The organism is Exiguobacterium sp. s146, assembly GCF_018618415.1.
GTDB lineage: Bacteria > Bacillota > Bacilli > Exiguobacteriales > Exiguobacteriaceae > Exiguobacterium.
In genome coordinates this window covers 170,716-190,720 of the sequence record NZ_JACSMA010000001.1, presented here as the reverse complement: position 1 = coordinate 190,720, position 20,005 = coordinate 170,716, and the positions used below count along the sequence as shown (strand labels likewise).

The window sequence follows — 20,005 nt, the reverse complement described above, 5'->3', positions numbered from 1 at the left end:
ATAGAACCCCTTTCTGATTAAAAAGTTGTTCGTATGCGAGTGGCGTTTTGAGGCGCTTCTTATTCATACGATAGGAAGTATACAAAAACTGCCCGCATTTTGCACGATTTTTTTATTTATTTGCCCCGATGTGTGAGTTTTATGTGAGTTTTATCCGATAAACTAGAGACAGAGTATTTCATCATCTGAAAGGAGTGATCCTATGTGGTCTCCGTGTACTGCCTGCTCCACGAACATCCCTTTCTTTGAACGGGGTCTGGTCGTCGTCAATGAACAATCGCATCCATACGATTCCTTTGACGAATTGACCGAGCGTCTCACCTCCGTTGAAGACGATGTGTACTGCGTCGATTTGACGACGAAGCGCCAAACTGCCATCATTTCGGCGCAGAATCTGCTTGAACAAATCGCCAACCGGGATACGATCGAACTCATTCAACACGGTGACTTCGAAAGTCACTTGCAACCAATCGTCCATCTCGACACGGGCGAACGGTTCGGTTATGAGGCGTTGCTTCGCAGTCGGAACAACATCTCACCTGGCGAACTGTTCCGCGCGGCCAACCGGTTCGGTCTGCACTCGAAGCTCGATCAGCGTGCCCGCGCCGAGGCGATTAAAGCGACACATCATGCCGTCGCCCCGCACGAGAAGACGTTCATCAACTTCTTGCCGTCGACGATTTACAATCCGGACTACTGCCTCCAGCATACATTCGAAATTATCGACCAATACGAACTCAGTCCTGACCGCTTCATCTTCGAGGTCGTCGAGACGGAGAAAGTACAGGATGTCGCCCACTTGCAACACGTCTTCTCTACATATAAGAAGCGCGGCATGAAAGTCGCCCTCGACGACGTCGGGGCGGGCTTCTCGACGCTCGATATGTTGAAACGGCTCGAACCGGACTATGTCAAAATCGATCGGTCCTACATCTCGTTTTGTGACCAAGATGCCGAAAAACGGGCATTCTTGAAAAATGTACGTCAATTGACCAAATCGATGGGCATCACGATTCTCGCCGAAGGCATCGAACGCGCCGAAGAAGTCGACGTCTGTCGTGAACTCGGCTTCGACCTCGCCCAAGGCTATTACTTTGGTAAACCGTCCCCCTATTCGCTTTGACGCAATGAAGGCCTAGAGCAATCGCTCTAGGCCGTTTTTTTAATCGTCTTCCTCTTCATCCATATCTTCTTGCATTTCTGTATCATCGTTATTCATCGGTTCTTCGTCTGCTCCCCCGCAAGCCCCGAGAATGATGCCTGTCGCCAAGAGCGACGCGGCCAATGCACCCTTCTTCTTCATATCAAACACCCCTTTTTACATTGTGTCGTACAGTAACGATAATTCCCTAGCCTCTCACAATGAAACGTTTTTTAGATTAAGAACGTGTAAACGGTGGAATTCATTCAGTGATGACAACTGAACAGAAAGAAGGTGTACGTGTTGAAACGACGCGTCTGGCAACTCCTCACCATGATTGTACTCGGCCTCCTCCTTCTCCTCGTCCTCTATTCCGTGGACGGATTGATTCCATTCCTGATCGGTCTCGCGATTGTGGCGCCGCTCTTCGTCGGCTGGCATATTTTGTTCGACCAGGTCCAACCCCAGGCCAAACTCGCTTGGCTACTCGCCGTCCTGTTCATCCCGTTCCTCGGCGCTCTCGCCTGGGTCTTATTCGGGCGGACGCCGCGACGCCATCGCCGGATTAAACGAACCTCGACAGAGATTCGCATGTTCCGGCAAGCGATTGAAGGAGAACGCATCGAGACGTCCAACGACGTGTCCGATCATTACCCGCTCACGCGCACGCTCGAAAAACTTGGGGCGACCGGTGCGGACGGCCACACGTCGACGAAACTGCTCGTCAACGGGGAGGCCAAGTTCGAAGCGGTGCTTCGCGACATCGAGCAAGCGACGCATCATATCCATGTCCAGTACTATCTGTTCCGGACTGACGAGATTTCGATGAAAATTCGCGACGCCCTGATTAAGCGCTCCAACGAGAACGTCACCGTCCGCTTCTTATATGACGGGCTCGGCAGTCAGGAAATCAATGAAGACTTCATCGAACCGCTCCGCGAGTCCCGTGTCCACGTCCAAGCGTTCGACCCGGTCGTCCATCCGCTCCTCGTGTTTAACGCCAACTTCCGTAACCATCAGAAGTTGATCGTCATCGACGGACGGATCGCTTATACGGGTGGCCTGAACGTAGGTGATGAATATCTAGGTAACAATAAAAAACTTGGCTTTTGGCGCGATACGCACCTGCGCCTCGAAGGGCCGCTCGTCCGCGAACTGCAGCGCCTGTTCGTCGAGAATTGGCTATATGCCGGCCATGAGGACGACAAAGAGACGTGGGACTTATTTGCCGACAGCAAACACTTGCCGGAATACTTTATTCATGAGCCGCAACAAGCAAATGGGGCGACGCAGCTGCTCGTCACGTCTCCTGGGAAAGACGTGACGATTCGGGATGGACTCATGGCCCTGTTGATGGAGGCGAAGGAGTCGATTTGGATGACGACCCCTTACTTGATTCCCCCGCCCGAAATGCTCGCACTATTGGAAGTCGCCGGCAAACGGGGCATCGACGTCCGTATCGTCGTGCCTGGAAAAGGAGACGAATGGTTCAGCTTTCATGCGACCGAGTATTATTTCGAGCAATTGCTCAAACGGAATATCCGGATTTATAAATACAATCGTCATTTCATCCATGCAAAAACCGTCCTCATCGATCGCAAGATTGCGCTCGTCGGGACGGCTAACTTTGATTTTCGGAGCATGTATTTGAACCATGAGATGACCATCGCCCAATTCGAGACGTCATCCATTCAAGAGTTGCACGAAGCGTTCTTGAACGACTTCGATGAATCGATTCTCGTCGACTGGTCGATGATGCGCAAAAAGTCGAACGGCAAACGCTTCGTCGAAGCGTTCTGTCATATTTTCTCGCCGCTCCTCTGAGACAAACGCCACACGACGTATAAAACGGCGAGAACGGCGACGAGAACGAGTTGCCAACCGCTCGCCACGGTCAGGACGGCCGTGACGGCGAGCGCCTCCATCAAGAGCGCCGGGACCTTCCCCACCGTGCTCGCCATGGCGAACGACGGGAGCGACATCCGGCTGAACGCGGCTGACAGCGTGACGAGTCCGGACGGCACGAACGGCAACAGCCGGAGACCGAGGACAAGGAACCACGCCTCGACGCCTTCCGCCTCACGGAGACGCCGCAGCTGCTTCCCGTCCGGTGACGTGTAGCGATGGAGCGCCCGGCGATACAGGATGAAGCTGAGCACGGCTCCGAACGCCTCACCGACAATCGAGACGGCGACACCCGGTCCGAAGCCTAGAATCTGGACGTTCAGCGCCGTCAAAAACGCGCTCGGTAACACACCGGCGATGGCGATGATGCTGTTCAAGATGATGCTGACCACGATAAACAGCGGGATCGGCAGAACTTCCCATTCCATTCGTTAAACCCTCACTTCATTTGAAAAGGCTGGCCCGGTATGAACCGGGTCAGCCTTTAGATTATTTTGCGTCCACTTCATCCCACGAGTCTTCGTCGACGGCAGGAAGATGCTTCTCTTCGAGTTTCGAGACGACGACCGCACACGCGGCGTCACCTGTAATGTTGACCGACGTCCGGAGCATATCGAGGACACGGTCGACACCGATGATCAGGGCAATCCCTTCGACCGGTAAGTTGACGGATTGTAAGACGAGCGCGAGCATGACAAGTCCGACACCTGGTACGCCCGCCGTCCCGATTGAGGCGAGTACCGCAGTGATGACGACCGTCGCAAGCTCGGTGATCGTCAAATCAGCGTTGAACACTTGGGCGATGAAAATCGTCGCGACCCCTTGCATGATGGCCGTCCCGTCCATGTTGACCGTTGCACCGAGCGGTTGGACGAATGACGAGATCGAGCGCGGGACGCCGAGCTTCGTCTGAGCCACTTCCATCGAGACCGGTAACGTCGCGTTCGACGACGATGTCGAGAATGCGAATGTCATCGCCTCGTAGAAGTTTTTAAAGAAGAAAATCGGATTCATTTTTCCGATTAACGCTACTGCGCCACCGTACACAACGACCGAGTGCAAGAACAGCGTCAAGACGACGGCGAACATGTACCAACCCATCGCGTAGACGGCGTCGAGGCCGATGCCACCGATGGCCGAGGCGATCAAGGCGAACGCACCGTATGGCGCGAGCTTCATGACCAAATGAATCAAGTACATCATGATGCGATCGCCTTGTTTGACGAATCGGCGCCATGTGCGTGCTTTTTCACCGAGCGCAATCATTGCGAATCCGATTAGTGCCGCGAAGACGATGATTTGAAGCATGTTGCCTTCGGCGAGCGCTTGGACCGGGTTCGTCGGAATCATGTTGACGAACGTCTGCACGATGTTCGACGACTCTTCCGAACCTGATGCATCGAACTCAAGACCTGTCGTCGGGAAGTCCCCACGATCTCCTGGCTTGATGATTTGAGCGACACCGAGAGCCAACACAATAGCGATGGCCGTTGTCGTCAAGAAGAAGAGCAATGATTTCGTACCGACGCGTCCAAGTTCTTTCGGGTCCCCGAGACCCATGACGCCAAGAATGATCGAGAAGAAGACGATTGGGACGACTAGCATTTTAATCAAGTTTAAAAATACGGTTCCGACCGGCGAGAGAAGATACGTGTTCGTCACATCGTAAATGTTCCCTGGCAAAGCGGCCAATCCTAGACCGACGGCCACCCCCAACAGGAGGCCAATCATAATTTTCTTAGTTTCACTCATCGTGTCACCCTTTCTCTTTTACACAGTGCGTTTAGTATAGCATAATGCTGAATATTCATACAATTACGCCGATGTCACAATTCTGTAACATGTTGGCGATAATGAGTACGTCTCAAACGAAAACAAAAAAGATTGGAGACCAGGACGGTCCAATCTTTTCACTCGGCTTGAAGACGCGCGAGTTCGGTCTGAAGTTCGGTCGAATGCTCCCAAATTTCCGGACGATGTGCTTGTAGAAACGTCGCGAGCACGTTCCGTGACGGTTCGTCCATCATCTCGATGAGAATCCGGCCTTTCAGAGATTTATCCATTTGGTTGACGTGATACGGCAATAACTTGTAACCACGGCGCGCCTCGAGGTCGATGGACATATCGCAAGCCGCGACACCGCCGTAATAAAATCCTTCCGGCTTTCGCCCGACCGTCACCCAGACGATCCAATACGGCTTGCCGTTTGGCACCGCTTCCGGGTCCGTCAAAAACTTGATGCGTTTCTCGATCGCTGATTTGGCATGCATGGCTCCCATATCGATGACCGCGGTCCCCGCCTCGACATCGATGATGACGGGAGACATATTGTTCAAACTGAGCGACCCGATTCCGAAACCGCCGTGGCCATCGGTCGAATCGTCAGCGACGATGTTAAAATTAATCTCTTTCATAGACTTCCCTCCCTCTCTACTGTACACAAAGACGAGGGAATGTGGCAATCCGGAACGTCAGTGCCACTCGATTCGAAACTTCGTGCCCGGTCCGATCGCCCGGATGAGCGGCCGGTCCGCCTCGATGACGCGTCCGAGGACGTTGACCCGTTCGTCCGCCACTAAATCGTGTTTTGTGATTTGCAGCTCGCCCGCATAACGTCCGTACTTCGCGTTATCGACCGTGATTGTCCCGAGCGGACGCGGTCTTGCTGCCATCGGTTCGAGCAAGCGGTCGCCCGGACGGCCATAGCTTCTCGATTCGACCGAGCGGACGACGTCACGGGCCGGGTCCATCCGATTCGTCTGGACGCGATAAAAGGCGGCCTCGATTGTCGTCTTTGCTTCGGCCCGCAGGACGAGCATCTCGTCGGCGTGTGAGGCGAACTGTTCAATCGTCTCATCCGCGAGTCCCGGATCGCCGATTAAGATACGGTCGACGGAAGCGGCCAGGTCCAGATAACAGGCGAACGTCGACAACGGACGATGGTCCTCGAGCGTCGGCAACCGTTCGAATAGCGGTCCGCGCAATGTCCCGTCCCCGGGAATGAACGCCTGGACGCTCAAGCCTTGTCGCTTCAGCCAATCGTTCTTGGCATCGAACCAGTCGCGGTCGAGTCCCGTCTCCGGTCGCGGATAGAAGTTGTGCCACGCCTCGACATTGTCCGTCACGAGGCCATGTTGCTTCATCTCTAGGAGTTCTGTTTCAGACAGCGTGCTCGCGTTCAAGGCGACCGTCATCCGAGTCGACAAGTCGGCGACTTGTTTCGGGGTCACTCCGTAATCGACGCGCAGCCCCGTCACGCCCCATTCGGTGAGCGTATGGGCATCGTCCCACGTCTTGCCGAGTGCGGCGAGCGACGTCGGTGCGATATCGGCGAACAGTTCCATATCGAGCTCTCGGGCGAGCGCCCCAAGATCACGAAGCCGTTCCGTATACACCGACGTGTCATCCTCCGGAATATGAAGTGACGTGAACAGCGAGGCAAAGCCGATTTCTCGCATACGTCCGACCCATGTCTTGAACTGTGGTGTGAGCGGTTCACTCAAATAAACCGATAATCCTTTCATCAGAAAGCCCTCCTCGTCAAATGAAAAGGCGACTCCAAAGAGCCGCCTCGGTTGTTAAATCCCGTCTGCCATTTCTTCTTTGAAGCCGAAGAAATACGTGAAGATGAAGCCAGCCGTATACGAAATTACGAGACCTCCAATATACGTCAAGTACATGCCGTTGTCGATGAGCGGCGTGAGCGAGAGACCAGAGACCCCAATCCCGAGCGCTGCCGTCTTCATCGTCGCTTGGAAGGCACCGCCGACCGCTGCTCCCATACAAGCCGTCAAGAACGGACGCCCGAGCGGAAGCGTGACCCCGTAAAGGAGCGGCTCGCCGATCCCAAGGAATCCGACCGGGATGGCCCCTTTGATGATGTTGCGGAGGCGTTGGTTGCGCGTCTTCACGAAAATCGCGAGTGCTGCCCCGACTTGTCCAGCTCCAGCCATCGCCAAGATTGGCAAGAGTGCCGTATTCCCGACCGTGTTCAAGAGTTCCAAGTGAATCGGTGTGAGTCCGTGATGCAACCCGACCATGACGAGCGGCAAGAAGAAGCCAGCAAGTACGGCACCAGCGACCGGACCACCGATTTCAAGCACTGCGTTGAGTCCTTGCATGATCCCGTCCGACAAGACGCCCGCGACCGGCATGATCGCATAGAGCGCCGTGAAGCCGACGACGAGGACCGTGAGAAGCGGTGTAAAGATGATATCGACTGCTGTCGGCATGAAGCGACGCACGTGTTTCTCGATGTACGTCATGAGCCAAGCCGCAAAGATGACCCCGAACAATCCACCCCGTCCGACGACGAGCGGTTCCCCATAAATGGTGATGTCGGCGAGCATCGGGTTGAAGAGAATCCCCCCGGCGATGGCCCCGAGTACCGGTGTGCCGCCGAACTCTTTCGCCGTGTTCCAACCGACGAGAATGGCGAGATACGCAAAGACGGTGCTACCGAGCAATAAGAGGATTTGCATCCACGTCTCGGTCGGGTCAACCCCGGCGTTCTTCGCGAAGTTGGCTCCCCCGTTAATGATTCCTGAAGCGACAAGACCTGGAATGAGCGGAATGAAGATATTCCCTAAGCGACGCAAGAAGCGCTTGAACGGCGACTTCTGTTTGTCTTTCACTTTTTGACGTTCGATGGCCGCCCGTTCATCCGGCGTCAAGTTCGCATCGACCGATTCTTCCCCGATCGCGAGCTCTGTCTCACGGCTGAGATGGTCAGCCACGCGGTTGACCGTCCCCGGGCCAACGACGATTTGCAACGTCTCGTCATCGATGACACCCATGACACCATCGATTTGTTTCAATGCGGCGAGATCCGCTTTCGTCGGATCTTTGAGTGCCAAACGCACACGTGTCATACAATGCGCGAGTTGACGAATGTTATCTTTCCCCCCGACATGCTCTAATATCGCATGTGCCAGAACTTCTTCTTTCTTCATCTCGAATCCCCCTTATAGTGCGTCACGGACGAATCCGTTCGCACGCTCTAATCGCTCGACTGCCTCCGCATGCGGGACGTCGGCTAAAATCATGACGATCGCCGTCTTGACGTGACCACCGGATGAATCGAAATAACGCGCGGCCGTCTGTTCGTCGACCCCTGTCGCTTCCGCAATCATCCGTTTGGCCCGCACTTCCAACTTTTCGTTCGTCGGCTGCACGTCGACCATCAAGTTTTGATACACTTTCCCTACCCCAATCATCGACGCCGTCGAGATCATGTTGAGGACGAGTTTTTGCGCCGTCCCTGCTTTCAAACGGGTCGATCCGGTCAATACTTCTGGTCCCGTCTCGACTTCGATTTTGAACTCGGCGTGTTCGCTGATTTTTGAACCTTTGTTACACGATAGCGCGGCTGTCGTCGCGCCGACCTCACGGGCGTAATCGAGCCCGCCGATGACGTACGGTGTCCGTCCGCTCGCGGCAATCCCGATGACGGTGTCTTTCTCATTCAAGTGAAGCGCTTTCAAATCATTGACTGCCAAATCCTTGCTGTCTTCTGCTCCCTCGACGGCTTTGATGAGCGCCCGCTCGCCCCCGGCGATGAGTCCAACGACCATGTCCGGTGACACGCCGAACGTCGGCACACATTCTGCCGCGTCGAGGATGCCGAGCCGTCCGCTCGTCCCTGCGCCGATATAAATCAAACGCCCCCCTTGTTGGAAGGATGCGATGGCACGCTTCGTCACGTCGGCAATGACCGACAGCTCTTCTTTAATGACGTGTGGGACCGATTGATCTTCCTCGTTCATCACTGCGAGGAACTCCTCGACCGCCATCTCGTCCAAGTGCATCGTACGTTCATTTCGTCTTTCAGTAGCCAGTTTGTCTAACATCGCCACCATCCTTTCTTCTCTCTAATTTTATTGTACTAACTTGAAATTAAAAGTCAAACTTAATTAAAAAAATAAGGAAATAAAATTTCATTACAGGTTCGGCGTATACATGTAGATTTGTATACATGTATACAGCCATACAAAACGCCCGGCCCTAGTGGACCGAGCGCTTTAGGTGATGACTTTTTTCAACACATGGACGTGGTCGCCCCGTGCCGTGACGGAATCTTTCTCATAGACATAGCCTTGCCGCTCCCAAAAACGGCGCGCCCGTTCATTATGAGGTAAGACCCCGAGTCGGAACTCGGTCTGGAACGGACGCATCTGTTCCCGTTCCAGCTGTTCATAGAGACGCTGCGCGAGACCGGTGCCGTGGAGTTTCTCCTCGACGACAAATAGTCCGAGCCAAAGCGAGCCGTCGACCGGATGCTTCTTCAGCAAGTCGGCGACCGCGATGACGTCCCCGTCCGTAAAAACGAGACTGACGGTCCCTTCGGTTTCAAAGTCGGTCAAATTCTCGTCCTGGAACGTCTCAGGTGTCTGTCCGTTCAACGCGGCGAACGACCGTTGTCGCAAGAGAAACGCCGACACCTCGTCGCGCCACGTCGCATCATAGACATGAATCATCGGCGCAACTTCACCATCTCATCACGCGCCTCGGCGTAGCGATCGATCAAGCCCTCGCCTTTACGGTGCAACAGCCCCATATAAAGCGTGTCGATAATCGTCAACTGCGTCATCCGCGACGCGATGCTCGCAATTCGGAAGTCGCGTTCGACGCTAGGCGTACAGAGGCGCACATCCGCTTCCCGATAGAGCGGTGACTTATCGAGGTCCGTGATGGCGACGACCGGCACCCCTTTCTTCTTGGCGAAGCGGACGAGTTCGAGCACGTCTTTCGTCCGGCCCGACGTGCTGATGGCGACGAAGACGTCGTTCGGTCCGAGATGCGGGATGAGCGACAACATGTAATGGAAATCTTGCGACGTCTGGGCCGCATAACCGAGCTTTGTAAATTTATATTGCGCGTCGTACGCGGCCGTCGACGAGCCGCCGACCCCGTAAAACACGACCCGATTCGCCCGGGCGAACGTATCGATCGCATGCTCGAGCTCACGCTTGTCCATCGCCTCGGCACATGCCTCGACGGCCATCTTGTTCACATGGATGACTTTTTGGAAAGAATCGTACGGTGTGTCTTTCTGTTGCAACACGTTGAAGTCGGTCAGCGTCGTCTCGGTGATCGCCAAGTCTTTGACGAGGGCGAGTTTGAACGCCTTGAAGCTATCGATCCCGACGACACGCGCAAAGCGGACGATACTCGCCTCGGACACGTCTGTCTTTTGAGCGAGCTCTTTCGTCGTCATATTCGGGACGAGCGTCGAGTGGGATAAAATATAGTCGGCGATTTTTTTCTCCACGGACGTCATCTCGCTTTTGGCGAATTCGATTTTTTTGAGTAAGGATTCCATCGGGTCATCCCCTTCCTACTTCTAGTTTCTGTTTCCATGATAGCGGATTCTTTCTTCACAAGCCAACTTGGACATGGAAAAAGGTCAAGCCATCGCTTGACCTCATGGTTATAAGTTTTTGGCGTTGAACGTATCGCCACCTTGAATCGTCCCATTTTGGAATCCTTTATCGAACCAACGTTTCCGTTGCTCGGACGTCCCGTGCGTGAACGAATCTGGCGTCACATAGCCGCGTGCTTGTTTCTGCAGCGTGTCATCCCCGATTTGGTGCGCCGCGTTCAATGCCTCCTCGACGTCGCCGGACTCGAGGTAGCCCATCCCTTGCGCATGATGGGCCCAGACGCCCGCATAGTAATCGGCCTGAAGTTCGAAGCGGACTAAATATTTATTGAACTGCGTCTCACTCATCTCATTGCGAAGCGGCATAATCTCGTCCGTCGTGCCAAGCAACGTCTGGACGTGATGCCCGACCTCGTGGGCGACGACGTACGCCATCGCGAAGTCACCTGGCGCGTTGAACTGTTGACTGAGGTCATCATAAAAACTTAAATCGATATACAGCTTCTGATCACCCGGACAGTAGAACGGTCCGACGGCCGACCCGGCAATCCCGCACGCGGATTCGACTTGGTCTTTATAGATGACGAGCGTCGGCTCCCGATACGTCAATCCGTTCTCGGCAAAGATATCGGTCCATACTTCCTCGGTATCCCGTAGCACGACCGACACGAAATCGGCCATCTCTTCTTCCCGTGCCGAGCCTTCATACGTTCCAGACGACTGTTCCGGTTCTCCCAGTCCGATATTGTTGACGATATCGCCCGGGTTGCCCCCGTTGAGCAGTGTGAAGACGATAACTAAGATGAGACCGAAGCCCCCACCAATCCCTGCGATGCCTTTCCCTCCGACACGTTGTCCCCGTCGATCCTCGACGTTCCGACTTGCTTGTCTGCCCTTCCATTTCATGTGCCTGTTCCTCCTACGACTAGTCTGTCTTGTTCCTTACCCCGTTTTCACATATTTCGCACCTGCAAATTTAATGAGCATCGCGGCAGAGCTCGACTTTATTCTTCCCAGTCTGCGCGACTTTCTCTAAAATGAAAGAGAACGAACTAAAAGGAGGAAATGTGATGCCATACGTAACTGTCAAAATGCTCCCAGGCCGCACGGTCGAACAAAAACGCGCGTTGATCGAGAAAGTGACGGACGCCGTCTCCGAGACGACGAACGCCCCGAAAGAGAACATTACCGTCTTCATCGAAGAGATGGATGCGACGCATTACGGCCAAGCCGGCGTCATGCACGCGGATAAGAAGTAAACACAGCGACCGCCCTTCCATCTCGGAGGGCGGTCGTTTTTCAGTCTTCCAGATTCACTTCGAACCGTTCGCTCGGGACGGTCGGTTTAATGAGATGACGCGTCGCACGCCAAACGTGATAACCGATTCGGTCGAGCCAAAGGAGCGCCTGCACCTTTTGAATCGTCTGGTCCATCTCGAGCTGATTGGCCGCCGTCTCCTCGAGCAGTTCGGCCCGGTGCGCTTTTCGATACTCGGCGAGCTGCTTCGAGGCCGTTTTCCACTGTCGCGACTCTTCCGGGGGCGTATGATGAGTGAGCGTCTCGACCATGTCGAGCTCATGCAAGACGAGTTGACGCGCGACCAAGAAGTCCGTATCGCGGAGTGCGTCGACCGGGTCGACTTCCCGCATGACGAACAGCCACCGCTCCAAGTGGTCGATCGTATGGAGCAGCGACAAATGCTGACCATAGTCGTTGCGCCCTCGCCCTTCTTCCAATTGAACGGTGCTCAAAAACACACGGACGTCGCCGAGCGTTTTCTCGACGAGTTGGAGCTCGTCGTCGCGTTTGCGCGCCTCGGTCAATAACAACTGCGTCTCTTTTGCCAAATAGCGCTCAATTTCAATCAACGAGCGCCGGGCCGCCTCGAGCGCGACCGTCGGGATGCGGGCCATGTTCGGGTCGAGGAACCGGGTCAGCTTTTCGGCCCGGCTCGGAATCCACTTGAGCAACTGACGGCTGAACGCCTCGTGGAACGGCAAGAACGTGAACACACCGAGCAGATGGAACGAGGTGTGGAACAAGGCGAGCCGCAACAGTTCATTCCAATTGAGGCGGTCGGCCACACCGTTCACGATACCGAACAAGAGCGGGAACGTCAGCCAGCCGATGAGTAAAATCGACCCGTGGACGAGCATGTGCGCCAAGACGATGCGGCGGGCCGACTTCCAGCCTCCGATCGATCCGATGGCGACGACGAGACTCGTCCCGGCGCTTTGTCCAAGGACGAGCAGACAGGCTTGGGCGAGCGTCACCGTGTCGGTCGCGAGCGCCGTCATCGTCAAGACGAGACCGATGCTCGAGGACTGTAACAAGACGGTCATGAGTAAACCTGTCCCGAGCAGCGCGAGTTGATGCAGTGGTGTGTCCGCTTCCCAACCGGCGAACGAGAACGTGACGACGTCGCGCATCGCCTCTTGGAGCGTCCCGATGCCGACGAAAATCAGACCGAGTCCGACCATGAGCATGCCGATGCGTTTGACGCGCCGCCCAATCAAACGTAGCGCCATCCCGACCCCGATGAGCGGGAGCAACAGCTCGCGGATGTCCACGTTATATCCTAAGAGCGCCACGATCCAGCCCGTCGTCGCGCTGCCGGCGTTCGCACCGATGACGAGTGTGAGCGCTTGGGTGAACGTCAACAGACCGGCGCTGACAAAACTGATCGTCATGAGCGTCGTCACCGTCGACGATTGGAATAGCGCCGTCATCGTCGCTCCGAGAAACGCACCCGATACCGGCCCTTCCGCCAATCGGTTCAACCGTTGCCGGAGCCTCTCTCCGGCCATGTTTTTCAACGTATCCGTCAACAGCATCATCCCGAGCAAGAAGATGCCGACCCCTCCGACCAATGTGCCAACCCCCATGGTGTCACTTCCTTTTCAACGATTCACTCTCCTCGTAACGTTGACAACATCCATGTTTTTTCTGACGCGAAATCTTTCAAGTTGAGGAGCACGTCCTCGGGATAATAAATTTTTTCGTCCGACTGCCGCGAGTTCAAAATCGATTGGACGAGCATCGACACTTCCGAGATTTCCCGACGGTCGCCATCATTCATCTGCAAGTAAATGCCCTCGTATTTGCCGTGCCCTTTATACAAATCGTACGGCAGTTGACTGAGTTGGTCCTCGAGCAAGTAGTAGCGGGTCGGCAACCCAATCGACTCCATCGTCGAACGCAAGCGGTCCATGTAGCGGATGCGATTCGCTTCCGGGAAGTTCTTATACTTCAACAAGCGACGATTGACGAACCGGCTGGCGAGGTCGGCCAAAATCGGGTCCGCCTCATCCATCCATTCTTGGAAATAGAAATAGACGATCGTCTCATCGAGCTTCAAGTAATGCTCGAGCGTCATGTCCTCATGATTGAAAATCGGCAAGAAGTGTTTCGGCGTCATCGCGAAGGCGTAGCCCGACTCGTACAGCTCTTGCGCCCGCTCGAGCACGGCCTTGAGCAACAAGTCGCTCGACCGCGTCGCCGGGTGCAAATAGACTTGCCAATACATCTGATAGCGCCGCATGATATAGTCCTCAATCGTATGCATCCCCGACTGTTTGACGACGACTTGGTCCTCGTCCGGACGCAACACCCGAAGCATGCGCTCGAGGTCAAACTTGCCGTAACTGACACCGGCGAAATGGGCGTCGCGGAGCAAGTAGTCCATCCGGTCGACGTCGAGCTGCGAACTGAGGATGTTGACGAGCAGGCGGTTCGGGTGCGTCTTGTTGATGATGGCCGCCACTTCTTCCGGGAAACCGACCCCCATCTCGGACAGCACTTTGTTCACTTCCGTATCGCCGAGAATGATTCGTTCGGTCCACACCTCGTGACGAACGGCGAAGACGTGCTCGAACGCGTGCGAGAACGGACCGTGCCCGACATCGTGAAGCAACGCAGCCGCCAGAAGCAGCTCGCGATTGCGGTCGTCCCACTCCGGATATTCATGGAACTGGTCGATCAGCTGCCGGGCAATCTCATAGACGCCGAGCGAATGGTGGAAGCGCGTATGCTCGGCACCATGGAACGTTAAAAATGACGTTCCGAGCTGTTTGATGCGACGTAGCCGTTGAAACTCTTTCGTATTGATCAATTCCCAGACGAGATGATCATAGACGTATATATAACGGTGAACCGGATCTTTGAATACTTTCGAGCCTGACAATTGACCTCGTGACGTATACATGACGTTGCCCCCTACGTTTCATTATTGATGGATTCGACTTCTAGCGCGTTGTTCCTCCCATGTTATAATGGGAAGGAAATTATTTATTGAAAAGGAATTATGTATATGACCCATCCATTATTACGACAACCGACCTACCGTGTCATCGACCAGTCTTCGCTCGGTCCGGCGTTCCAAGCCGAGCAATCGTTCGCGACGGACGATACGCTCTGTGCCTCGACCGCGACGTCAGGTGCCGTCCTGCGGGCCTGGGTCCATCTAAACACGGTCGTGCTCGGGATTCAAGACGCCCGTCTGCCCCACTTGGCAGAGGGCATCCGTTTGCTGCATGAGCGCGGATTCCGTCCCGTCGTCCGTAACTCAGGCGGACTCGCCGTCGTTTTGGACGCGGACGTGTTGAACTTATCCTTGATTTTACCGGAGAAAGACGGCATTCAAATCGACAGCGGCTATGAGGCGATGACGTCGCTCATCCAACTCATGTTCCAAGACGTGACGACCAACATCGTGCCTGGCGAAATCGTCGGCTCATACTGCCCGGGCAGCTTCGATTTGTCGATTGACGGGAAAAAGTTCGCCGGCATCTCGCAGCGCCGCGTCCGTGGCGGCGTCGCCGTCCAGATTTATTTGAGCGTCCGCAAGAGCGGGAGTGAACGGGCCGCGCTCATCCGTGATTTTTATGCGCAAGCCATCCAAGGTGAAACGACACGATTCACGTATCCCGAAATCGTCCCGGAGACGATGGCATCCCTCGAGGATTTGCTTCAAATCCCGCTCACCGTCGATGACGTGTTGCGTCGCGCCTATACCGTCCTCAGTGGCGTGAGCCGGCTCATCCCGGGCTCGCTCGATGCGACCGAACAAGCGACGCTCGCAATCCAGCTCGACCGAATGTGGAAACGCAATGAACCGATTCGCGACATTGAACAACAATTAGCAGAGGAGTGATTGCATGTTTAAAATCATCACCGATACCGGGGCCGACTTGACCCAAGAACAAGTCGTCGAGTACGGCCTCGAAATATTGCCGCTCGGTGTCATCATCGACAACGAGGAATTTTTAGACGGGGAAACGATTCAACCGAAAGACGTGTACGACGCGATGCGGAACGGCAAGACACCGAAGACGTTCCAAATCGAGACGGCCCGACTTGAACATTGTTTCCGCCAACATCTCGAATCGGAAATCCCATTCCTGTATCTTGCTTTTTCGGGCGAGCTCTCGGGTACATACCAGACGGCCGTCATGGTCGGCAACCTGCTTAAAGAAGAATACCCGAACAGCACGTTCCATATTCTCGATACGCGTGCCGCCTCGGTCGGCCAAGGGCTGTTCGTCAAGACGGTCGCCGAATATGGCCAAGACCATACGTACGAAGAGACGGTCGCCTATGCGACGTCGCTCGTCGGCAAAATCCGCCATTTGTTCACGGTCGAATCGCTCGAGTATTTGATGCGCGGCGGCCGCGTCTCGAAAGCGAGCGCGTTCATCGGGGACTTGCTGACGATTTTACCGCTCCTCACGGTCGAAGACGGTAAGCTCGTCCCGATCGAGAAGATTCGCGGGCACAAAAAAGTGATGCGCCGCATCGTCGAATGGATGACCGAATCGAAACCGCTCGTCGAAGGCGGGCACGTCTTCATCGGTCACGGGGATGACCTGGTCAAAGCCGACCAATTCGAGGCGTTGCTCCGAGAACACACGAACCCAGCGAGCGTCACGAAGACGATCGTCGGTTCGGCCATCGGGGCCCATACAGGCCCTGGCCTTCTCGTCGTCGGCTATTTCGAGGCGTGACGAAGCGGCACCGTACTCCCCTTATTGCGCTGTTCGCTGTTGTGTTCATCTTTACGCTCTTCAAAATTGATGAAGCACGCCATCGCGATTTGTTGCAAACCTATTTGCAGGAGCAACATCAAGTTGACGAATCTGCTTATACGCTGCGCGTCTTCCCGAACCAATTCGGCTATTCGTACAGCCTCACGCTACATGACGAGCCGGACATCGCCTATAATTTTTACGGCAAGCGCCGGGACGGCATCATGCACATCGTTTATTATGGCTATGACGCCAAACAGGGACAAGGTCTCCGCGACCGCGAGTTCGAAACCGTCAACTACGCGCTTCTCGAATCGTTATTCGAATGAAAAACAGCGATCATCCGCGGATGATCGCTGTTTTCGTTCACTTGTTCCAGTTGCGGAATCCGTCTCCGAATTCAAGGTGCAGTTCGTCTCCGAACACGCCGTTCTCGAACGTCGGGACGTCGACCGGGAGTTTGCCCGTCGGCTTGACTTCACCGAAGATGGCGCGGATGCCGGCCGGGAGGTTCGGTCCTGCCGATTTGGCATTGCCTGCCTCTGAATCCGGTCCGTTCGGGTCACCTTTGAAGCCGTAGATGATGAGCTGGGCCGGTGCGTCCGGTTGAACCGCCACATCGTACGGGTTACGCAGACTGAGCATGACTGACTTCTTGCCCGTCTCGTTCGCGTAACGGAACACTTCGGCCGGCACGTAGTTGTCAGCCGACGTCGATTTCAGCTTGGCGCTGTTGTTCACGTTCGAACCGACGATGATATAGTCGGCTGCGTCGAGTTTCGCTTTCAAGTCTGGGTTTTGATCCAAATGTTTCGTCGATGCCGTATAGTTCGCGGCGATGACGTTCACGTCTTTCATGTTGCCGGCATTTTTCTCAAGCGACTTAATCGTCTTGATCATGCTGTCCGTCTGATCTTTCGCCGGTGACAAGACGAGGACCGTCTCGCCTTTTTTCGGTTTGAACGGAAGCGTCTTGTCGTCGTTCTTCACGAGCGTGACGGCCGCTTCGGCGATTTCACGTTCTTTCGCTTTATGCTCGACACTGCCGACGACCGCGTTCGCCTCAGCGAGTTTCGCCTCGAGCGTCGTCGTGTCGACCGACTCTTGCCAAATGCCGCGTTCTGCTTTGAGTGTCAAAATCCGTTCGACCGCTGCATCAATCTTGTCTTCTGACAGGCGTCCGTCCTCGACAGCGGCCATGACGTCTTCAAAGATCGTTTCGAGCTTCACGACGTCCGCATTTGACCGTAGAATCGTCGGCATGAGCGCGATATCGACGCCCGCATCGAACGTCTTGATGACCGCTTCCGCTTCCGTGAAGTTATCGGCAATTGCCTGCATGTTCAAGGCGTCCGTGATGACGATGCCGTCGTAGCCCATATCTTCACGCAAGACGCCCGTGATGACGTCATCCGAGAGCGTTGCCGGGAGCGGGAACGTGCCGCGCGGTGAGTTGACGACCTCATCCTCGATTTGCGGCATCCCGATGTGGGCCGTCATAATCATGTCGATGCCTTCGGTGATGGCCCGCTTGAACGGTAACAGTTCGAGCCCACGCAAGTCTTCGAGTGATTTATCGACAATCGGAAGTCCGTAATGCGAATCGACCGCCGTGTCACCATGACCCGGGAAATGCTTCGCCGTCGCGGCGACGCCTTGGTCTTGAATCCCTTGCGTCATCGCCGACCCGAGCTCACCGACGAGTTCCGGGTCGCTCGAGAACGAGCGCACGCCAATGACCGGGTTGGCCGGGTTGTTGTTGACGTCTAGTACCGGGCCGAAGTTGACGTTCACCCCGAGAGCGTTCAACTCCGAACCGATAATATTCCCCGCGTCGTATGCGTACTGGCTACTCCGTGTCGCTCCGAGCGCCATGTTGCCCGGCAAGTTCGTCCCTGCCCCGAGCCGTGTCACGATCCCACCCTCTTGGTCAATCGTGATGAAGAGCGGTACGTCGTTGCTTTCGTCTTGTTTGACGACTTCTTGGAGGTCGTGGACGAGTTTCGTCGTCTGTTCGGTCTCGGTCACGTTTTCCGCGAACAAGATGACCCCCCCGAGGTCAAACCGATCGACGACGCGCGCGACATCGGTCGCGAGTACCGTGTGGTTCGCTCCGTTCCATAATCGGAAGTCTGGCATGATCATTTGGCCGAGCTTTTGCTCAAGCGTCATCGAGGCGAGCTTCGTCTCGACACGCTGCTCGATTGATGGCGCCGGGCTCTCCTCCGCTACGACCGCATTCGCCATCGGGACCGATGAGACGAGTAGCGCAGTCGTGAGTCCGAGTGTCGCCGTCCAGTTCAGTGCTTTGTTCATGTTCCCCACTCCTTTTTTGAAAGTTTCCCCGACCCCCAAACAAAAAGGCATGGAGGAAGAAGCGTTGCCTCACCAACGCTCGTTCACCCCATGCCTGATCGTATCAGTTACATATGGTCCTTATTCAGGTGGTCAACGTCAGTATAGCAATTCAAAAAATGGGAAACAACACTTCACATGAAAGCGTAACCATTTTGAAATATATGTTCTGTTTTGACACACAGCTGACCTGTATTGGCAAAGCCAATAATTTCGCTGGTTCGAATTCGTCTTCATCTTTGGTAAACTCTTTTTGTTAGGGGTTAACTTTCAAAAAGGGGGAAATCATCTTGGCACGAGGGGAACTGAAACGAAAGCCGGAATGGTTAAAGATTAAACTGAACACGAACGAGACATACACCGGTCTCAAAAAGATGATGCGCGAGAAAAATCTACATACGGTCTGTGAGGAAGCCAAATGTCCGAACATCCATGAATGTTGGGCCGTCCGCCGCACCGCAACGTTCATGATTCTCGGGAGCATCTGCACCCGCGCCTGTCGCTTCTGCGCGGTCACGACAGGTAAGCCGAACGAGCTCGACTGGGAAGAACCGAAACGTGTCGCCGAGTCGGTCCGCCTCATGAACTTGAAGCACGTCGTCATCACGGCCGTCGCCCGCGACGACTTGAGCGACTACGGGGCGACGGTGTTCGCCGAGACGGTCCGCGCCGTCCGCGCCATGAACCCGGAGACGTCAATCGAAGTGCTGCCGTCGGATATGATGGGTGACTTCTCGGCGCTCCAGACGCTCATCGATGCCGGTCCGGACATCATGAACCACAATTTGGAGACGGTCCGCCGCTTGACGCCGAGAGTCCGCGCCAAAGCGACGTACGACCGGACGCTCGAATTTTTGAAACGGTCGAAAGAACTGAACCCGGACATCCCGACGAAGTCGTCAATCATGGTCGGACTCGGCGAGACGAAAGAAGAGTTGATTCAGGCGATGGACGACCTTCGGGCCCACAACGTCGACATCCTCACGCTCGGCCAATACTTGCAGCCGACGAAGAAGCACCTCGACGTCGAGCGTTATTATCACCCGGATGAGTTCGCCGAGCTGAAAGAGATCGCCTTGGCGAAAGGGTTCTCGCACTGCGAGGCCGGACCGCTCGTCCGTTCGTCGTATCACGCGGACGAACAAGTTCACAAGGCGCGTCGTCACACGATGTTGCCAATCGATTAAGAGAAAGAAGAG

At 55.1% G+C, this 20,005-nt stretch carries 20 protein-coding genes; 7 read left to right on the top strand and 13 right to left on the bottom strand.

The genetic code is table 11. From position 1 onward, the window contains the following. The first annotated feature begins 202 nt into the window (after positions 1–202). Positions 203–1,123 carry an EAL domain-containing protein gene (locus tag KNP83_RS01110; RefSeq protein WP_251139142.1) on the top strand — a complete coding sequence of 307 codons (921 nt, stop codon included), beginning with the start codon at positions 203–205 and terminating at the stop codon, positions 1,121–1,123. A gap of 39 nt (positions 1,124–1,162) precedes the next feature. On the opposite strand, the gene KNP83_RS01105 is transcribed toward KNP83_RS01110, so the two are convergent. Continuing rightward, a complete protein-coding gene (locus tag KNP83_RS01105; protein WP_214759457.1) occupies positions 1,163–1,303 on the bottom strand; it encodes a hypothetical protein in 141 nt (46 codons plus the stop codon). 138 nt (positions 1,304–1,441) lie between these two features. Here KNP83_RS01105 and cls point away from each other — a divergent pair, with 138 nt between their 5' ends. Then, on the top strand, positions 1,442–2,965 hold the full coding sequence (gene cls, locus KNP83_RS01100; RefSeq protein ID WP_353048502.1) for a cardiolipin synthase: 1,524 nt from the start codon (positions 1,442–1,444) through the stop codon (positions 2,963–2,965). On the opposite strand, the gene KNP83_RS01095 is transcribed toward cls, so the two are convergent. The 9 genes from KNP83_RS01095 to ypfJ form a co-directional block, all read right to left on the bottom strand. Beyond that, entirely contained in the window at positions 2,941–3,474 is a 534-nt protein-coding gene (locus KNP83_RS01095; RefSeq protein ID WP_214759448.1) for a TVP38/TMEM64 family protein, read from the bottom strand. The genes cls and KNP83_RS01095 overlap by 25 nt on opposite strands. A 61-nt stretch (positions 3,475–3,535) precedes the next feature. Continuing rightward, a complete protein-coding gene (locus tag KNP83_RS01090) occupies positions 3,536–4,798 on the bottom strand; it encodes a dicarboxylate/amino acid:cation symporter (RefSeq protein WP_214750972.1) in 1,263 nt (420 codons plus the stop codon). Positions 4,799–4,956: 158 nt separating this feature from the next. Continuing rightward, positions 4,957–5,460: a YwhD family protein gene (locus KNP83_RS01085; RefSeq protein WP_214759446.1), complete on the bottom strand. Its 504-nt coding sequence runs from the start codon at positions 5,458–5,460 to the stop codon at positions 4,957–4,959. Between the two features lie 57 nt (positions 5,461–5,517). After that, a complete protein-coding gene (locus tag KNP83_RS01080) occupies positions 5,518–6,570 on the bottom strand; it encodes a DUF871 domain-containing protein (RefSeq protein ID WP_214759444.1) in 1,053 nt (350 codons plus the stop codon). Between the two features lie 54 nt (positions 6,571–6,624). Next, a complete protein-coding gene (locus tag KNP83_RS01075; RefSeq protein ID WP_214759442.1) occupies positions 6,625–7,998 on the bottom strand; it encodes a PTS transporter subunit EIIC in 1,374 nt (457 codons plus the stop codon). Between the two features lie 12 nt (positions 7,999–8,010). After that, a complete protein-coding gene (gene murQ, locus KNP83_RS01070) occupies positions 8,011–8,904 on the bottom strand; it encodes an N-acetylmuramic acid 6-phosphate etherase (protein WP_285801521.1) in 894 nt (297 codons plus the stop codon). Positions 8,905–9,066: 162 nt separating this feature from the next. Next, positions 9,067–9,522, bottom strand: a complete 456-nt coding sequence (locus tag KNP83_RS01065; protein WP_214759427.1) for a GNAT family N-acetyltransferase — start codon at positions 9,520–9,522, stop codon at positions 9,067–9,069. Then, positions 9,519–10,367, bottom strand: coding sequence for a MurR/RpiR family transcriptional regulator (locus KNP83_RS01060; RefSeq protein WP_214759426.1), 849 nt, complete (start codon positions 10,365–10,367; stop codon positions 9,519–9,521). The genes KNP83_RS01065 and KNP83_RS01060 overlap by 4 nt, the downstream gene beginning before the upstream one ends. A gap of 108 nt (positions 10,368–10,475) precedes the next feature. Beyond that, positions 10,476–11,333 (bottom strand): KPN_02809 family neutral zinc metallopeptidase, encoded by an 858-nt coding sequence (ypfJ, locus tag KNP83_RS01055; RefSeq protein WP_214759424.1) that lies wholly within the window; start codon positions 11,331–11,333, stop codon positions 10,476–10,478. A gap of 164 nt (positions 11,334–11,497) precedes the next feature. On the opposite strand from ypfJ, the gene KNP83_RS01050 reads away from it, so the two are divergent. After that, the gene (locus KNP83_RS01050; protein ID WP_012727443.1) at positions 11,498–11,686 is read left to right on the top strand and encodes a 2-hydroxymuconate tautomerase; all 189 of its coding nucleotides are present in this window, start codon (positions 11,498–11,500) and stop codon (positions 11,684–11,686) included. A gap of 40 nt (positions 11,687–11,726) precedes the next feature. Here the strand turns inward: KNP83_RS01050 and KNP83_RS01045 are convergent, their stop codons facing one another. Together KNP83_RS01045 and KNP83_RS01040 are read right to left on the bottom strand one after the other, a co-directional pair. Further along, positions 11,727–13,313 carry a Na/Pi cotransporter family protein gene (locus tag KNP83_RS01045; protein ID WP_214759422.1) on the bottom strand — a complete coding sequence of 529 codons (1,587 nt, stop codon included), beginning with the start codon at positions 13,311–13,313 and terminating at the stop codon, positions 11,727–11,729. A gap of 23 nt (positions 13,314–13,336) precedes the next feature. Beyond that, the gene (locus tag KNP83_RS01040; protein WP_214759415.1) at positions 13,337–14,632 is read right to left on the bottom strand and encodes an HD domain-containing protein; all 1,296 of its coding nucleotides are present in this window, start codon (positions 14,630–14,632) and stop codon (positions 13,337–13,339) included. A gap of 99 nt (positions 14,633–14,731) precedes the next feature. Here KNP83_RS01040 and KNP83_RS01035 point away from each other — a divergent pair, with 99 nt between their 5' ends. The 3 genes from KNP83_RS01035 to KNP83_RS01025 are packed head-to-tail and all read left to right on the top strand — an operon-like array spanning position 14,732 to position 16,780. Further along, entirely contained in the window at positions 14,732–15,580 is an 849-nt protein-coding gene (locus KNP83_RS01035) for a lipoate--protein ligase family protein (RefSeq protein ID WP_214759413.1), read from the top strand. 4 nt (positions 15,581–15,584) lie between these two features. Beyond that, positions 15,585–16,430: a DegV family protein gene (locus KNP83_RS01030; protein WP_214759411.1), complete on the top strand. Its 846-nt coding sequence runs from the start codon at positions 15,585–15,587 to the stop codon at positions 16,428–16,430. Next, entirely contained in the window at positions 16,427–16,780 is a 354-nt protein-coding gene (locus KNP83_RS01025) for a hypothetical protein (RefSeq protein ID WP_214759409.1), read from the top strand. The genes KNP83_RS01030 and KNP83_RS01025 overlap by 4 nt, the downstream gene beginning before the upstream one ends. Before the next feature lie 37 nt (positions 16,781–16,817). Here the strand turns inward: KNP83_RS01025 and KNP83_RS01020 are convergent, their stop codons facing one another. Continuing rightward, a complete protein-coding gene (locus KNP83_RS01020; protein WP_214759407.1) occupies positions 16,818–18,767 on the bottom strand; it encodes a glycoside hydrolase family 3 protein in 1,950 nt (649 codons plus the stop codon). Between the two features lie 326 nt (positions 18,768–19,093). On the opposite strand from KNP83_RS01020, the gene lipA reads away from it, so the two are divergent. Beyond that, on the top strand, positions 19,094–19,993 hold the full coding sequence (gene lipA / locus KNP83_RS01015) for a lipoyl synthase (RefSeq protein WP_353048520.1): 900 nt from the start codon (positions 19,094–19,096) through the stop codon (positions 19,991–19,993). The last annotated feature ends 12 nt before the right edge of the window (positions 19,994–20,005 follow it).

What these genes read in the sequence shown, in the direction of transcription:
- KNP83_RS01110 (WP_251139142.1), top strand. Translation starts at nt 203, where the DNA reads ATGTGGTCTCCGTGTACTGCCTGCTCCACGAACATCCCTTTCTTTGAA.
- KNP83_RS01105 (WP_214759457.1), bottom strand. Translation starts at nt 1,303, where the DNA reads ATGAAGAAGAAGGGTGCATTGGCCGCGTCGCTCTTGGCGACAGGCATC.
- KNP83_RS01095 (WP_214759448.1), bottom strand. Translation starts at nt 3,474, where the DNA reads ATGGAATGGGAAGTTCTGCCGATCCCGCTGTTTATCGTGGTCAGCATC.
- KNP83_RS01090 (WP_214750972.1), bottom strand. Translation starts at nt 4,798, where the DNA reads ATGAGTGAAACTAAGAAAATTATGATTGGCCTCCTGTTGGGGGTGGCC.
- KNP83_RS01085 (WP_214759446.1), bottom strand. Translation starts at nt 5,460, where the DNA reads ATGAAAGAGATTAATTTTAACATCGTCGCTGACGATTCGACCGATGGC.
- KNP83_RS01080 (WP_214759444.1), bottom strand. Translation starts at nt 6,570, where the DNA reads ATGAAAGGATTATCGGTTTATTTGAGTGAACCGCTCACACCACAGTTC.
- KNP83_RS01075 (WP_214759442.1), bottom strand. Translation starts at nt 7,998, where the DNA reads ATGAAGAAAGAAGAAGTTCTGGCACATGCGATATTAGAGCATGTCGGG.
- murQ (WP_285801521.1), bottom strand. Translation starts at nt 8,904, where the DNA reads ATGGTGGCGATGTTAGACAAACTGGCTACTGAAAGACGAAATGAACGT.
- KNP83_RS01065 (WP_214759427.1), bottom strand. Translation starts at nt 9,522, where the DNA reads ATGATTCATGTCTATGATGCGACGTGGCGCGACGAGGTGTCGGCGTTT.
- KNP83_RS01060 (WP_214759426.1), bottom strand. Translation starts at nt 10,367, where the DNA reads ATGGAATCCTTACTCAAAAAAATCGAATTCGCCAAAAGCGAGATGACG.
- ypfJ (WP_214759424.1), bottom strand. Translation starts at nt 11,333, where the DNA reads ATGAAATGGAAGGGCAGACAAGCAAGTCGGAACGTCGAGGATCGACGG.
- KNP83_RS01050 (WP_012727443.1), top strand. Translation starts at nt 11,498, where the DNA reads ATGCCATACGTAACTGTCAAAATGCTCCCAGGCCGCACGGTCGAACAA.
- KNP83_RS01045 (WP_214759422.1), bottom strand. Translation starts at nt 13,313, where the DNA reads ATGGGGGTTGGCACATTGGTCGGAGGGGTCGGCATCTTCTTGCTCGGG.
- KNP83_RS01040 (WP_214759415.1), bottom strand. Translation starts at nt 14,632, where the DNA reads ATGTATACGTCACGAGGTCAATTGTCAGGCTCGAAAGTATTCAAAGAT.
- KNP83_RS01035 (WP_214759413.1), top strand. Translation starts at nt 14,732, where the DNA reads ATGTATATGACCCATCCATTATTACGACAACCGACCTACCGTGTCATC.
- KNP83_RS01030 (WP_214759411.1), top strand. Translation starts at nt 15,585, where the DNA reads ATGTTTAAAATCATCACCGATACCGGGGCCGACTTGACCCAAGAACAA.
- KNP83_RS01020 (WP_214759407.1), bottom strand. Translation starts at nt 18,767, where the DNA reads ATGAACAAAGCACTGAACTGGACGGCGACACTCGGACTCACGACTGCG.